General features: G+C 57.3%; 14 protein-coding genes and 1 pseudogene. 7 read left to right on the top strand and 8 right to left on the bottom strand.

Translation table 11 applies throughout. The annotated features are described in order from the left end of the window. Window positions 1-149 (top strand): annotated as a pseudogene (locus tag VNV36_RS23630) (exodeoxyribonuclease III); the annotation flags it as partial. A gap of 143 nt (window positions 150-292) precedes the next feature. Here the strand turns inward: VNV36_RS23630 and hppD are convergent. Next, window positions 293-1369 carry a 4-hydroxyphenylpyruvate dioxygenase gene (gene hppD, locus VNV36_RS23625; protein ID WP_325721125.1) on the bottom strand — a complete coding sequence of 359 codons (1077 nt, stop codon included), beginning with the start codon at window positions 1367-1369 and terminating at the stop codon, window positions 293-295. 380 nt (window positions 1370-1749) lie between these two features. Between hppD and VNV36_RS23620 the strand changes: the two genes are divergently transcribed. Continuing rightward, window positions 1750-3285, top strand: coding sequence for an EAL domain-containing protein (locus VNV36_RS23620; RefSeq protein ID WP_325721123.1), 1536 nt, complete (start codon window positions 1750-1752; stop codon window positions 3283-3285). Window positions 3286-3513: 228 nt separating this feature from the next. Next, on the top strand, window positions 3514-3879 hold the full coding sequence (locus VNV36_RS23615) for a histone-like nucleoid-structuring protein, MvaT/MvaU family (protein WP_325721121.1): 366 nt from the start codon (window positions 3514-3516) through the stop codon (window positions 3877-3879). A gap of 214 nt (window positions 3880-4093) precedes the next feature. Here VNV36_RS23615 and VNV36_RS23610 read toward each other — a convergent pair whose 3' ends face one another. Beyond that, window positions 4094-4609 carry a DUF4946 domain-containing protein gene (locus tag VNV36_RS23610; RefSeq protein ID WP_325721120.1) on the bottom strand — a complete coding sequence of 172 codons (516 nt, stop codon included), beginning with the start codon at window positions 4607-4609 and terminating at the stop codon, window positions 4094-4096. Window positions 4610-4746: 137 nt separating this feature from the next. Here VNV36_RS23610 and gloA point away from each other — a divergent pair, with 137 nt between their 5' ends. Further along, complete coding sequence (gene gloA / locus VNV36_RS23605) at window positions 4747-5268, top strand: lactoylglutathione lyase (protein ID WP_039762746.1); 522 nt, start codon at window positions 4747-4749, stop codon at window positions 5266-5268. A gap of 177 nt (window positions 5269-5445) precedes the next feature. On the opposite strand, the gene ahpF is transcribed toward gloA, so the two are convergent. From ahpF to VNV36_RS23590, 3 genes are all read right to left on the bottom strand, one after another. Beyond that, the gene (gene ahpF / locus VNV36_RS23600; protein ID WP_325721117.1) at window positions 5446-7008 is read right to left on the bottom strand and encodes an alkyl hydroperoxide reductase subunit F; all 1563 of its coding nucleotides are present in this window, start codon (window positions 7006-7008) and stop codon (window positions 5446-5448) included. Between the two features lie 124 nt (window positions 7009-7132). Continuing rightward, window positions 7133-7696, bottom strand: coding sequence for an alkyl hydroperoxide reductase subunit C (ahpC, locus tag VNV36_RS23595; protein ID WP_016774916.1), 564 nt, complete (start codon window positions 7694-7696; stop codon window positions 7133-7135). A gap of 137 nt (window positions 7697-7833) precedes the next feature. After that, entirely contained in the window at window positions 7834-8772 is a 939-nt protein-coding gene (locus VNV36_RS23590) for a site-specific integrase (protein WP_325721114.1), read from the bottom strand. A gap of 178 nt (window positions 8773-8950) precedes the next feature. On the opposite strand from VNV36_RS23590, the gene VNV36_RS23585 reads away from it, so the two are divergent. Then, entirely contained in the window at window positions 8951-9967 is a 1017-nt protein-coding gene (locus VNV36_RS23585) for a DNA-binding protein (protein WP_325721112.1), read from the top strand. On the opposite strand, the gene gorA is transcribed toward VNV36_RS23585, so the two are convergent. Together gorA and galU are read right to left on the bottom strand one after the other, a co-directional pair. Beyond that, window positions 9964-11322, bottom strand: coding sequence for a glutathione-disulfide reductase (gorA, locus tag VNV36_RS23580; RefSeq protein WP_325721110.1), 1359 nt, complete (start codon window positions 11320-11322; stop codon window positions 9964-9966). The genes VNV36_RS23585 and gorA overlap by 4 nt on opposite strands. A gap of 129 nt (window positions 11323-11451) precedes the next feature. Continuing rightward, window positions 11452-12291: a UTP--glucose-1-phosphate uridylyltransferase GalU gene (galU, locus tag VNV36_RS23575; RefSeq protein WP_024013124.1), complete on the bottom strand. Its 840-nt coding sequence runs from the start codon at window positions 12289-12291 to the stop codon at window positions 11452-11454. A gap of 256 nt (window positions 12292-12547) precedes the next feature. On the opposite strand from galU, the gene VNV36_RS23570 reads away from it, so the two are divergent. Together VNV36_RS23570 and VNV36_RS23565 are read left to right on the top strand one after the other, a co-directional pair. Next, window positions 12548-12733, top strand: a complete 186-nt coding sequence (locus tag VNV36_RS23570) for a hypothetical protein (RefSeq protein WP_325721106.1) — start codon at window positions 12548-12550, stop codon at window positions 12731-12733. A 138-nt stretch (window positions 12734-12871) separates the two neighbouring features. After that, the gene (locus tag VNV36_RS23565) at window positions 12872-13159 is read left to right on the top strand and encodes a hypothetical protein (protein ID WP_325721104.1); all 288 of its coding nucleotides are present in this window, start codon (window positions 12872-12874) and stop codon (window positions 13157-13159) included. A 3-nt stretch (window positions 13160-13162) separates the two neighbouring features. Here the strand turns inward: VNV36_RS23565 and VNV36_RS23560 are convergent, their stop codons facing one another. Beyond that, on the bottom strand, window positions 13163-13393 hold the full coding sequence (locus tag VNV36_RS23560) for a hypothetical protein (RefSeq protein ID WP_325721102.1): 231 nt from the start codon (window positions 13391-13393) through the stop codon (window positions 13163-13165). Window positions 13394-13402: the final 9 nt, after the last annotated feature.

Here is a 13402-nt window from a genome sequence, read left to right as displayed (position 1 = left end):
AAGACGAGCCCAAGCGCGGCCTGCGCATTGACGTGATTCTGGCTTCCCATGGTTTGCTGCCACGGGTCAAGGACGCGGGCGTGGACTACGAACTGCGCGGCATGGAAAAGCCATCGGACCATGCGCCGATCTGGCTTGAATTGAGCTAAAAGCAAGAGATCGCAGCCTTCGGCAGCTCCTACATTTGGAATGCATTTTTCCTGTAGGAGCTGCCGAAGGCCGCGATCTTTTGCTCTTGAAAAATCCAGGCCCTGCTTCTCCGCAGGCCGGGATTTTTCATTTCAGTCGCGGATTATTCGGTGGCAAGCACACCACGACGCACTTGGTCACGCTCGATCGATTCGAACAGGGCCTTGAAGTTGCCCTCTCCGAAACCATCGTCGCCTTTGCGCTGGATGAATTCGAAGAACACCGGGCCCATCAGGGTTTCCGAGAAGATCTGCAACAGCAGACGCTTGTCGCCCTGCTCCGACGCGCCGTCGAGCAGAATGCCGCGCGATTGCAGTTGATCGACCGGCTCGCCGTGATTCGGCAGGCGACCTTCAAGCATTTCGTAGTAAGTGTCCGGCGGCGCGGTCATGAAGCGCATGCCGATCTTCTTCAACTGATCCCAGGTCTTGATCAGGTCGTCGGTGAGGAACGCAACGTGCTGGATCCCTTCGCCGTTGAACTGCATCAGAAACTCTTCGATCTGCCCCGCGCCCTTGGACGACTCTTCGTTGAGCGGGATGCGAATCATCCCATCCGGAGCCGTCATGGCTTTGGAGGTCAGGCCGGTGTACTCGCCCTTGATGTCGAAGTAACGAATTTCGCGGAAGTTGAACAGCTTCTCGTAGAAATTCGCCCAGTAGGCCATGCGACCGCGATAAACGTTGTGGGTCAGGTGGTCGATGATCTTGAGGCCGGCGCCGACCGGGTTACGATCCACGCCTTCGATGAACACGAAGTCGATGTCGTAGATCGAACTGCCTTCGCCGAAACGGTCGATCAGGTACAGCGGCGCGCCGCCGATGCCTTTGATCGCCGGCAGATTGAGTTCCATCGGGCCGGTTTCGATATGGATCGGCTGAGCGCCGAGTTCCAGCGCGCGGTTGTAGGCCTTTTGCGAATCCTTGACGCGAAATGCCATGCCGCATACGGACGGGCCGTGCTCGGCAGCGAAGTACGAAGCGACGCTGTTGGGTTCGTTATTGAGGATCAGGTTGATCGCACCCTGACGGTACAGGTGTACGTTCTTGGAGCGGTGGGTCGCGACTTTGGTGAAGCCCATGATCTCGAAGATCGGCTCCAGCATGCCCGGAGTCGGCGAAGCGAACTCGATGAACTCAAAGCCCATCAGGCCCATTGGGTTTTCGTATAAATCTGCCATGGTGACGCCTCATCTTTTCTTATCAATTAACCAGGGTTATTTGTCAGGAAAGCGAGGTCGAGGGAGGCGCGCAGGAGATGCCACGCACGCTGCGGGCGAGGAAGTCTCCGTAGATCAGTTGAAACCCGAATATCTTCATTGTCGACCCAAGGCTCTTGCGGGCGAGGCTTCTGCTGCCAGAAGACGATTATTATTGTATGCGTAAACCGATTCTACACAGCGTAACCTGGCTTGTCTGCCCTACGTATAAAATCCGCTTTTTCGCGACAGGTGCAAGGGGTTTGTCGCACCTGCATCTGCCATCTATTCTCCCTCGTGGCCCAAACGATTCAGAGCGCACCCCAGCGTCAGGCCCAGTTCAGAATTCACAGGATGTGCCCATGCCGCTGACCGTCAGACCCCGCCGCAAACGCAGCACCCGCATCATTGTGACGTTACTCAGCGGTCTACTGCCGATCGTGCTGGGCAGTGCGATTCTTTATATGCAGGCCGAACGCACTCTGCAGCAAAGCGCCGCCGAGACGGCCGCGCAGGCCTTGCGCCAGTTCGAGCTGATGCTCGATAACACCGCCGAGGCAGCCCGGGTTCTCTTGCCACTGGCAGGAAAAAACTGTGAAGAGGTGAAGCTGGCGCTGCGCGAGCAGGTGACTCGACGGCCTTTTGTAAGATCGACCAATCTGGTCTGGGACGACAATCTCTATTGCAGCTCGCTGTTCGGAGAATTCAGGGAGGCCGTCAGTGCCGGGAACTATCATCTGGGCAAACTGTGGCTGATGGACGGTAACCCGGTGACGCCTGATACGGCGTTGCTGGTCTATCGCCTCAGCAACGGTCGCGGCGGCGCGCTGACCACGCTTGATGGTTATCACCTGGGCAACATGCTGCGCCTGATCGGCCGCCAGACATTACTGATGTTGCAAGTGGGCGAGAACTGGCTGTCTGCCGACGGCAAAGTACACCGCGGGCCTCTGCCAGCATTACCGGTTGCACAAAGCGTGCTGGAATCGGCACGTTATGGCTTTGATGTTTCGGCCGGTTATCCCAAGGGCGAAACCTGGCGTTACATGGCGGCTGAATATCCTCCGCTGTTCAGCTTGCTGATTTTCTTTGGTGCGGTCTCAGGCGCCATTGGCCACTTCTTACAGCAACGCTCAACCTCGCCCAGTCACGAAATGCTCCGCGCACTGGAAGCCGGTGAGTTTATTCCGTACTTCCAGCCGGTGGTTCACGGCGACAGCAAGCAATGGTCAGGCGCCGAAGTGCTGATGCGCTGGAATCACCCCAAAGAAGGTCTGGTGCGCCCGGATCTGTTTATTCCGTTCGCCGAGCACTCGGGGTTGATCGTGCCGATGACGCGCGCCCTGATGCAGCAAACCGCCGTAATCCTGGGGCCACAATCGCCGAACTTCACCAAACCGTTCCACATCGGCATCAACATCACCGCCAGCCATTGTCGGGATCTGGAACTGGTCGAGGACTGTCGAATATTTCTGCAAGCATTTGCGCCGGGCAGCGTAGACCTGGTCCTGGAGTTGACGGAGCGAGAACTGATCGAGCCGAGCGCCATCGCCGTGCAATTGTTCGAGCAACTGCATGCCTTGGGGGTGAAAATCGCCATCGACGATTTTGGAACCGGTCATTCCAGCCTCGGTTACCTGCGCACCTTCAATGTCGACTATCTCAAGATCGATCAGAGCTTTGTCGCCATGATTGGTGTCGATGCGTTGTCGCGGCATATCCTCGATTCGATCATCGAGCTGTCGGCCAAACTGGACTTGGGTATTGTTGCCGAAGGTGTCGAAACTCAGGCCCAGTCCGATTATCTGACCGCCCATCGCGTTAACTTCCTGCAAGGCTATCTGTTCGGCAAACCGATGCCTGCGGCTGATTTCATCAGAGCATTAAGTGATCATTAACTGAGTAACCCCGCCCGCCGGACAGGCGCACCAATTTGATACAAAAGGTCTTTACGGTTACATGACGACAACATCAGGATTTACTCTTGTCGCATTAACTACTACAATTTTTTCAAACCTGAGCCAGACTGGCAGGTGAGCCAATTATCACCGAGTCGTTTCAAGGCTCTTGGCTTATAGCTTTGTTTGCGGTTGGTATCAGCCGAACACACTATTGGAGTAAAGATATTGTCCAGACTCGCTGAATTTCGTGCAGCTGAAAAGGCCCTTCAGGAACAGCTCAAGCAGCTGGAATCGCTGAAGAACGATGCCGGGCTCAAGAAAGAAATCGAATTCGAAGAAAAGCTCCAGGGACTGATGAAAACCTATGGCAAAGGCCTGAAAGACATCATCGCCATTCTCGATCCGAACCCCGCAAAATCGGGCCTGCAAGCGCCTGCAGCCCCTAAGACTCGCCGCGCTCGCGTAGTCAAGGTCTATCAGAATCCGCATACCGGCGAACTGATCGAAACCAAGGGCGGCAACCATCGCGGCCTGAAAGCCTGGAAGGAACAGTACGGTGCAGCCACCGTCGATTCCTGGTTGCGCGGTTAATCTTCATTCAATAAAAAGCCCCGCTTGATGCGGGGCTTTTTATTGACAATATCTAACAAATGAAATGATTTTCATCGAACAAGTTAAAAATTTGTGTAACGCTACTGAATCATCCGGCCAAATATTTTGCTGCGCGATGTTGCTGCAAGCGCAGGATTAAACTTTGTGCTTAATCCATTCGGACATTCAAAAGATGGCTACTTAGTACGGACGTTTATAATTTCAGACTGTCACGCGCTGCCGCTATCTCGTCCCCGCTAGCCTTATAAACCTCTGCCTGTCCGGCGTATGAAAGTACATAGGCCTTGTCCGCTTGCACAGCTGCCACCAACGTTTGTGATAATACGTGTCGACCGTTCTCGGTTACGGTGCAGGTCGTCTCAAATCCCGCCGCTGAACCGAGTGCAGACGGATGAATCCTGTTGCAGACACTCTGGTAGCCACTGCGCAAAAAGTCCTTTTGTATGGACTTGCGCATCTCCAGCAGCACTCCCTGCAGATTGACCTGATGGCCCGGCTCCACCTCAGTCATGGTCAGCTCCATCACCATCACCTGGTTACCATCGGCATCGTGCTTCACTGCCCTCTGTCGCGAGATTGGCGGAGTGTCAGGCAATACCTCGACCTCCCATCCAGCGGGCCATGTAATGCTCGGTTCGGCCATGGCCGGGAAAATCACGACCGTCGACAAAGCAAAAAAAACAAACACGGTTTTAAACAGTCGGATCATTGCCGGACGCACTCGAAGATAGAAGGCAAAGTCTGAGCCCCGCCCACTCGCAGGGCAAGCCCGCGTTGCATTTGGCGATGCCGGCCGGCATGCGTATCATTGCGCCCATTCACTCGCCCATTGTTATTGGAGGGCCCATGAGCCTCAACGAACTCAACACTTTCCCAGGCGTTACAGCCACGCCAGACAGCGCAACCCGCAATTTCGTGTTCAACCACACCATGCTGCGTGTAAAGGACATCACCAAGTCGCTGGATTTCTACACCCGCGTGCTGGGTTTCTCCCTGGTCGAGAAGCGCGACTTCCCGGAAGCCGAGTTCAGCCTGTACTTCCTCGCACTGGTCGATAAAGCGCAGATCCCTGCCGACGCCGCCGCACGCACCGAGTGGATGAAATCGATCCCCGGTATTCTTGAACTGACCCATAACCACGGCACCGAAAACGATGCCGACTTCGCCTACCACAACGGCAACACCGATCCGCGTGGTTTTGGCCACATCTGCATTTCGGTGCCGGACATCGTTGCGGCATGCGCTCGTTTTGAAGAGCTGGGTTGTGACTTCCAGAAGCGCCTGACCGATGGCCGGATGAAGAGTCTGGCGTTTATCAAAGATCCGGATGGTTACTGGGTCGAGATCATTCAGCCTGCACCGCTGTAACTGACGGTATAAATCCATGTGTGGGAGCGAGCCTGCTCGCGAAGGCGTCTGGTCAGCCAACATCATCGTTGAATGACACTCGGCGTTCGCGAGCAGGCTCGCTCCCACACGTGGTTCTGTGTCAGGCATAAAAAAACCCATGATCGCTCATGGGTTTTTTCATTTCCGGCCGGGCAGTCAGGCCGGCGCCGACGTCCGAATCAGGTGATCGAACGCACTCAGCGAAGCCTTGGCGCCCTCGCCTACTGCGATCACGATCTGCTTGTACGGCACGGTCGTCACGTCGCCGGCAGCGAAGATCCCCGGGATCGAAGTCTCGCCACGGTTATCGACGATGATTTCACCACGGGGCGACAGCTCGATGGTGCCTTTCAGCCAATCGGTGTTCGGCAGCAAACCGATCTGCACGAAGATGCCTTCCAGCTCGACCGTGCGCAGTTCATCGCTGGTGCGGTCCTTGTAACGCAAGCCGTTGACCTTCTCGCCGTTACCAGTGACTTCAGTGGTTTGCGCACTGGTGATCACGGTGACATTCGGCAGGCTGTGCAGTTTGCGTTGCAACACCGCATCGGCACGTAGTTGCACGTCGAATTCCAGCAGGGTTACGTGCGACACAATACCCGCCAGGTCAATGGCTGCTTCAACGCCGGAGTTACCGCCGCCAATAACCGCGACGCGCTTGCCCTTGAACAGCGGGCCGTCGCAGTGCGGGCAGTACGCCACGCCTTTGTTGCGGTATTCCTGTTCGCCGGGGACGTTCATTTCGCGCCAGCGTGCGCCGGTCGCGAGAATCACGCTCTTGGCCTTCAGGGTTGCGCCGCTGGCGAAGTGAACTTCGTGCAGCTCGCCGCTCTTGCCGGGGATCAACTTGTCGGCACGTTGCAGGTTCATGATGTCGACGTCGTACTGTTTGACGTGCTCTTCCAGCGCCGTGGCCAGTTTCGGCCCTTCGGTTTCCTGCACGGAAATGAAGTTCTCGATGGCCATGGTGTCCAGCACCTGACCGCCAAAGCGCTCAGCGGCAACGCCGGTGCGGATGCCTTTACGTGCGGCATATATGGCTGCCGAAGCGCCAGCGGGGCCACCGCCGACGACCAGCACGTCAAAGGCTTCTTTGGCGCTGATCTTCTCGGCCTGACGCACGATGGCGCCGGTGTCGAGTTTGGCGAGGATTTCCTCCAGGCCCATGCGGCCCTGGCCGAAGTTTTCGCCGTTCAGGTAAATGCTTGGCACGGCCATGATCTTGCGATCGTTGACTTCGTCCTGGAACAGCGCGCCGTCGATCGCGACGTGGCGGATGTTCGGGTTGAGCACCGCCATCAGGTTCAGGGCCTGAACGACATCAGGGCAGTTCTGGCAAGACAGCGAGAAGTAGGTCTCGAAGCTGAACTCGCCTTTGAGCGAGCGGATCTGCTCGATCACTTCGGCACTGGCTTTGGACGGGTGACCGCCGACTTGCAGCAAGGCCAGCACCAGGGAGGTGAACTCGTGGCCCATCGGGATACCGGCGAAACGCAGGCTGATGTCAGCCCCGGGGCGGTTGATCGAGAACGATGGCTTGCGGGCATCGTCACCGCTGTCGATCAGGGTAATCTGGCTCGAAAGACTGGCAACGTCTTTCAGCAGGTCGAGCATTTCGCGGGATTTCGCACCGTCGTCGAGGGATGCAACGATCTCGATCGGTTGGGTGACCCGTTCCAGGTACGATTTCAACTGGGCTTTAAGATTGGCGTCCAACATACGGGCGATTTCCTTTATTTGAGGCGAAAAAAAGCCCGAGCGAATCTCGCCCGGGCATTTTTATTGGGCGGTGCAGCTGACTTATGAAGGTGCGGCGTACCGCCCTGCGTTGCGTGTCACAGACTTAGATCTTGCCGACCAGGTCCAGCGACGGAGCCAGAGTGGCCTCGCCTTCTTTCCACTTGGCCGGGCAAACTTCGCCTGGGTGAGCAGCGACGTACTGAGCAGCCTTGATCTTGCGCAGCAGCTCGGAAGCGTCACGGCCAACGCCGCCATCGTTCAGTTCAACGATTTTGATCTGACCTTCAGGGTTGATCACGAAGGTGCCACGGTCAGCCAGACCCGCTTCTTCAATCAGCACGTCGAAGTTGCGCGAGATGACGTGGGTTGGATCGCCGATCATGGTGTATTCGATTTTGCCGATGGCTGGCGAAGTGTTGTGCCAGGCAGCGTGAGCAAAATGGGTGTCGGTCGAAACGCTGTAGATTTCAACGCCCAGCTTCTTGAATTCGGCGTAGTTGTCGGCCAGGTCTTCCAGCTCGGTTGGGCAAACGAAGGTGAAGTCGGCTGGGTAGAAGAACACCACGGACCACTTGCCTTTCAAGTCAGCGTCAGAGACTTGAACGAAGTCGCCGTTTTTGAACGCGGTAGCTTTGAACGGTTTTACTTGGCTGTTGATGATAGGCATCGATGACTCTCCGTCAGGGGTTATGAAGTTGATGGGTGAATCCTACCCACTCACGCGACGGAAGGCTCATTGGCAAACCTGATGCTGCTGATTTGTTTTCGCTATTAGCTGACTGTATTAATAGAAGAAAACGATATCTACGACGAAGCCGGGTTGTCCGTAATCCGAGCCATTCCGTGGAACGGGCTGACCTCAACATAGCGCATGGCCGATTTCATGTCTTTCCAGCCGACATAACTCATCAGAGATTTCAGATCCCAACCGCTCTGATGCGCCCAGGTAGCAAAGCCACGACGCAGGGAATGACTGGTGTAGCCGGCGGCGGAAATGCCGGCGCGCTGCAAGGCCTGACGCAACAGAGGAATGATGCTGTTGGCGTGCAAGCCCTCCTCGCTCAGATTGCCCCAGCGATCAATGCTGCGAAAAACCGCGCCGCGCACCAGCGCTGCTTCAGTGATCCAGTCGATGTAAGCCTGCACCGGGCACAGCTTCAACAGCGCCGGCGCCTGATAAGTCTGCCCGAGGTTTTCCCGGTCGCCCTTGCTGCGCGTCAGATACAGGGTGATGCCTTTGCCAGCACTCGCCTGCACATGCTCGATCTGCAAGCGGCACAACTCGTCGCTGCGAAAGCCGCGCCAGAAGCCCAACAGAATCAGCGCGCGATCCCGATACGCCTTGAGCAAGGTCGGGCGATCCTGTTCTTGCCGCGCGGTTTGCGCCTCCTGTTCCAGCCAATCGACCACGCGCTGTAGATCCTGCAACTGCAACGGCTCGGCCTGTTTTTCCTGCGCCGGATGCAATGCGCGGATCCCCTTGAACACTTTGCGCACCACCGGTGCCTTGGTCGGATCGGCAAAGCCTTGGCTGCTGTGCCACTGCGCCAGCGCCGACAGACGCAACTTCAGCGTGTTGATCGACAACACCCCGGCGTGTTCCGCCAGATAGCGCGCAACACTATCGGCGGTGGCCGGCAGGAATCCGCCCCACGTCACCTCAAAGTGCTCGATGGCCATGCGGTAGCTGCGACGGGTGTTGTCGCGAGTGGCGGCTTGCAGATAGCGATCGATGTCACTCATGGGCGGTTTTTCTCGCTGGCGTACTGGATCGGGCGGGCAGATGCGCATCTTGCCGCCTGACACTGGGTAATACCAGTATATCCCGCCTGTTTTATTTCAAAGATTCACCTTTACTTTCAGCATGGTACACTGCGTACTTTAGTGGCATGTACCACAGTACGTAACCGTAGGAGTTGACATGGCCCGTGGCGGCATTACCAAAGCGCTGGTGCAGATCGCACGCACAGCGATCCTGGCTCGCGGCGAACACCCGAGCATCGATGCAGTACGCATCGAAATGGGCAACACTGGCTCCAAAACCACGATCCATCGCTATCTGAAGGAGCTGGATGACGGCGCCCAACCGACGGAAGCGTCGGTGGAACCGATCGATGGTGAACTGACCGCCCTCGTCTCACGCCTCGCCCAACGCCTGAAAGAACAGGCCCAGGAGCCCATCGAGCAGGCCCGCGAGCAGTTCGAAGAACAACGCGAAGCACTGGAGGCCGAGCTGAATCAGGCGCGCCAGGCCTTGGAGAAGCTCGAACACGAGCACGACGTTCAAGGCGCCGCGCTGCAACGCGAATCCGAGGCGCTGGGCAACACCCGCTCGATGCTGCAAACCGAACAGACGCGCAACGCCGGGCTGAATCAGGCCCTGGCTGATTTTGAATTGCGCCTGCAGGACAAGGACGAGCAGATCCGCTCGCTGGAAGAAAAACACCTGCACGCCCGCGACGCGCTGGAGCATTACCGCAACGCGACCAAGGAACAGCGCGAGCAGGAACAGGCCCGCCACGAAGGGCAGATCCAGCAGATTCAGGCAGAACTGCGTCAGGCACAGCAGAGTGCGCTGGTGCGTCAGGATGAAATCACTCAACTGCACCGCGACAACGAACGCCTGCTCACTGAGAACCGTGGCACCCAGCGCGAGCTGAACCTGCTGCAGGATCAGCTCAGGCAGAGCAATCAGCGTCAGGATCAGTTGCTCGAACAGGCCACACGGATGGACAGCGAACGCACCCTCCTCCAGGAACGTTTGCGCGTCGCGACACTGGAAAGCCAGGCACTCAAGCAGAGCGTCGACGAGCAGACACAGCTCAATCAGTCACTGGAAAAGGAATTGCTCAAGGCTCAAGCGAGCCTGGAGGACAGCCAGCGCCTGGCAGCTGCCGTGACGACAGCGCCAGACTCGGCCAAATCGAAGGATGTTTAAGCGCTGACCGGCGTGCGCATGGTGACGAACTCTTCGGCGGCCGTCGGGTGCACCCCGATCGTGTCGTCGAAGTCACGCTTGGTCGCGCCTGCCTTCAAGGCAATCGCCAGCCCCTGAACGATCTCGCCGGCATCAGGGCCAACCATGTGGCAGCCGAGCACCTTGTCGGTTTTGGCATCGACCACCAGTTTCATCAGGGTTTTCTCCTGACAATCCGTCAGGGTCAGCTTCATCGGCCGGAAGCGGCTCTCGAAGATCATCACCTCATGGCCTGCCTCGCGCGCCTCTTCTTCGGTCAAACCTACCGTGCCGATATTCGGCAGACTGAACACGGCAGTAGGGATCATCTTGTAATCCACCGGACGGTATTGCTCCGGCTTGAACAGTCGCCGTGCCACAGCCATGCCTTCAGCCAATGCGACCGGCGTCAGCTGCACCCGCCCGATCACGTCGCCCAGCGCCAGGATCGATGGCTCGGAGGTCTGGTACTCGTCGTCGACTTTGATGAAACCTTTGTCGTCGAGCTGTACATCAGTGTTTTCCAACCCCAGATTGTCCAGCATCGGACGGCGGCCTGTGGCGTAGAAAACGCAGTCGGCTTCGAGTACCCGTCCGTCCTTGAGCGTCGCTTTCAGGCTGCCGTCAGCCTGTTTGTCGATCCGCGCGATATCGGCGTTGAATTGCAGATCGAGGCCACGCTTGGTCAACTCTTCCTGCAAATGCTTGCGCACCGAGCCGTCGAAACCGCGCAGGAACAGATCGCCGCGATATAGCAGCGTGGTGTTGGCGCCAAGGCCATGGAAAATCCCGGCAAACTCGACGGCGATATAACCACCACCGACGACAAGAACACGCTTGGGCAATTCTTTCAGGAAGAACGCTTCGTTGGAGCCGATCGCGTGCTCATGACCCGGGATCTCAGGGATCTGCGGCCAGCCGCCAGTGGCGATCAGGATGTTTTTTGCCGTGAAGCGCTTGCCATTGACCTCAACCTCGTGCGGCCCGACGATTTTCGCGTGCGCCTCGTGCAGGGTCACGCCGCTGTTGACCAGCAGATTGCGATAAATACCGTTGAGGCGATTGATCTCGCGATCCTTGTTGGCGATCAGCGTGGCCCAGTCGAAATTCGCTTCGCCCAGGTTCCAGCCAAAACCTGAGGCCTGTTCGAAGTCTTCGGCAAAATGCGCGCCGTACACCAACAGTTTTTTCGGCACGCAGCCGACGTTGACGCAGGTGCCGCCCAGGTAGCGACTCTCGGCAACCGCCACTTTCGCCCCGAAACCGGCGGCAAACCGCGCAGCCCGCACACCGCCGGAACCGGCGCCAATCACATAAAGGTCAAAATCGTAGGCCATTTCTATCTCCTCGGCAGGCCATCAGCATACCTGCAGTCGCCCGTTGGGCAAGCACTGCCAACCATATGAGGGCGGAAAATGAAAAAGCCACCCGAAGGTGGCTTTCTCTTGCAGACGGGACAAACGCTATCAGTAAGCCTTGCCAGTCTTGTAGAAGTTTTCGAAGCAGAAGTTGGTCGCGTCGATGTAGCCTTCAGCGCCACCGCAGTCAAAACGCTTGCCCTTGAACTTGTAGGCCATGACGCAGCCGTTCTGGGCCTGCTTCATCAGCGCGTCGGTGATCTGGATTTCACCACCCTTGCCTGGCTCAGTCTGTTCGATCAGGTCGAAAATGTCCGGCGTCAGGATGTAACGACCGATGATCGCCAGGTTCGACGGCGCGTCTTCCGGTTTTGGCTTCTCGACCATGCTGTGCACGCGATAGATGTCGTCGCGGATCATTTCGCCAGCGATCACGCCGTACTTGTTGGTTTCCTGCGGATCGACTTCCTGAATGGCGACGATCGAGCAGCGGAACTGCTTGTACAGCTTGACCATCTGGGTCAGGACGCCGTCGCCGTCGATGTTGACACACAGGTCGTCCGCCAGCACCACGGCGAACGGTTCGTCACCGATCAGCGGGCGACCGGTCAGGATCGCGTGGCCCAGACCTTTCATCTCGGTCTGACGGGTGTAGGAGAACGAGCACTCGTCCAGCAGCTTGCGGATACCGACCAGGTACTTTTCCTTGTCGGTGCCCTTGATCTGGTTTTCCAGCTCGTAGCTGATGTCGAAGTGGTCTTCAAGCGCACGCTTGCCACGACCGGTGACGATGGAGATTTCAGTCAGGCCCGCGTCCAGCGCTTCTTCAACGCCGTACTGGATCAGTGGCTTGTTTACCACCGGCAGCATTTCTTTAGGCATGGCTTTGGTCGCTGGCAGGAAGCGAGTGCCGTAACCGGCTGCTGGAAACAAGCATTTCTTGATCATATAAGTCCTTGAAAAGGCTGTGTGTACGAGTTTCGAGGCAGTCTAATCAGGCGGCGTGCGCCTTACAATGCCCCGCGATGGCTAAGCGATGCCAACATAGAGAAATATTCGCGCGGATAGTTCCATCCGGGTTCAAGCGGCAAATTCAGCGTAGCTCAAGATCCGCCCAAACTGGCTCACCATACGCTTAACGGCCCACAATGCGAGGATTTGCCGGTATCATGGCGCCTTTGAACCTGCGAACGAGACAGACTAGATGGCCGCGGTAAAAATCATCAACGGGTATGTGATCGACAAGAAAGACGGCAAGTGGACGCTGACCACCACCAATGGCGAACACATCGCCGGGCCTTTCGACAGCGAGCAGATGGCGACGGATGTGGCCTCGGTATTCACCGATACGCCTGCGTCGCCCAAGCGCCGTGGCAAGGATCAGGATTGATCCTCACGTCAGACGCGCCCAAGCCCTGCCAGCACGCAGGGCTTTTTTGTGCCTTGTTCACAAACAAGTGGCCATTCGCTATAACCTTTTCATCACGCCGCTGTCAGAGCATCCAGTCCCCCACTTGAAGACCTAACCATGAACCTGAACAAACTGCAGCCGCTCTTCGCGGTGCTGGTACTGAGCGGCTGTGCCACCTCGCAACCGACTTATCTGAACAATGGCGAACAGGGCTTGAGCATCGATTGCTCCGGCGAAGCCAACTCCTGGGCGATGTGCTACGAAAAAGCCGATGCCTCTTGCGCAGGCACCGGCTATCGCATCGTCGGCACTGACGGTACACCGGCGCCCCAGGAAGACGACAAGACTCTGGGCGTCGACGTTGGCAATTACAAAACCCGCAACGTCGTGGTGGTCTGCAAATAGTCGCTACATGTGAATTTCAGCGAATTTGATCCCGAGGCCACGGACGACCTCGATCAGATCGTCAAGCCGACCGAAGGACTCCACTTCGTCATGGTCATCCACAAGGAAGTAGCTGCGCCCTGCACTCTTCTTGAAAAACACGATCCATTCACCGGGATTTGCCGGATTCTGAATGACATGGGTGGCAGAGATCAGGCCCTCTGCGTGGCAATCCCGCACGTGCTCTCGCTTCATCGCGACTCC

This window comes from Pseudomonas sp., assembly GCF_035554175.1.
Taxonomy (GTDB): domain Bacteria; phylum Pseudomonadota; class Gammaproteobacteria; order Pseudomonadales; family Pseudomonadaceae; genus Aquipseudomonas.
This window is presented reverse-complemented; position numbering and strand designations above follow the sequence as displayed.

Bases quoted from the DNA above. Each gene is read 5' to 3' on its own strand.
- VNV36_RS23570 (WP_325721106.1), top strand. From the start codon at position 12,548: ATGGCCGCGGTAAAAATCATCAACGGGTATGTGATCGACAAGAAAGAC.
- gorA (WP_325721110.1), bottom strand. From the start codon at position 11,322: ATGGCCTACGATTTTGACCTTTATGTGATTGGCGCCGGTTCCGGCGGT.
- VNV36_RS23585 (WP_325721112.1), top strand. From the start codon at position 8,951: ATGGCCCGTGGCGGCATTACCAAAGCGCTGGTGCAGATCGCACGCACA.
- galU (WP_024013124.1), bottom strand. From the start codon at position 12,291: ATGATCAAGAAATGCTTGTTTCCAGCAGCCGGTTACGGCACTCGCTTC.
- VNV36_RS23620 (WP_325721123.1), top strand. From the start codon at position 1,750: ATGCCGCTGACCGTCAGACCCCGCCGCAAACGCAGCACCCGCATCATT.
- ahpF (WP_325721117.1), bottom strand. From the start codon at position 7,008: ATGTTGGACGCCAATCTTAAAGCCCAGTTGAAATCGTACCTGGAACGG.
- hppD (WP_325721125.1), bottom strand. From the start codon at position 1,369: ATGGCAGATTTATACGAAAACCCAATGGGCCTGATGGGCTTTGAGTTC.
- gloA (WP_039762746.1), top strand. From the start codon at position 4,747: ATGAGCCTCAACGAACTCAACACTTTCCCAGGCGTTACAGCCACGCCA.
- VNV36_RS23610 (WP_325721120.1), bottom strand. From the start codon at position 4,609: ATGATCCGACTGTTTAAAACCGTGTTTGTTTTTTTTGCTTTGTCGACG.
- VNV36_RS23590 (WP_325721114.1), bottom strand. From the start codon at position 8,772: ATGAGTGACATCGATCGCTATCTGCAAGCCGCCACTCGCGACAACACC.
- VNV36_RS23560 (WP_325721102.1), bottom strand. From the start codon at position 13,393: ATGAAGCGAGAGCACGTGCGGGATTGCCACGCAGAGGGCCTGATCTCT.
- ahpC (WP_016774916.1), bottom strand. From the start codon at position 7,696: ATGCCTATCATCAACAGCCAAGTAAAACCGTTCAAAGCTACCGCGTTC.
- VNV36_RS23565 (WP_325721104.1), top strand. From the start codon at position 12,872: ATGAACCTGAACAAACTGCAGCCGCTCTTCGCGGTGCTGGTACTGAGC.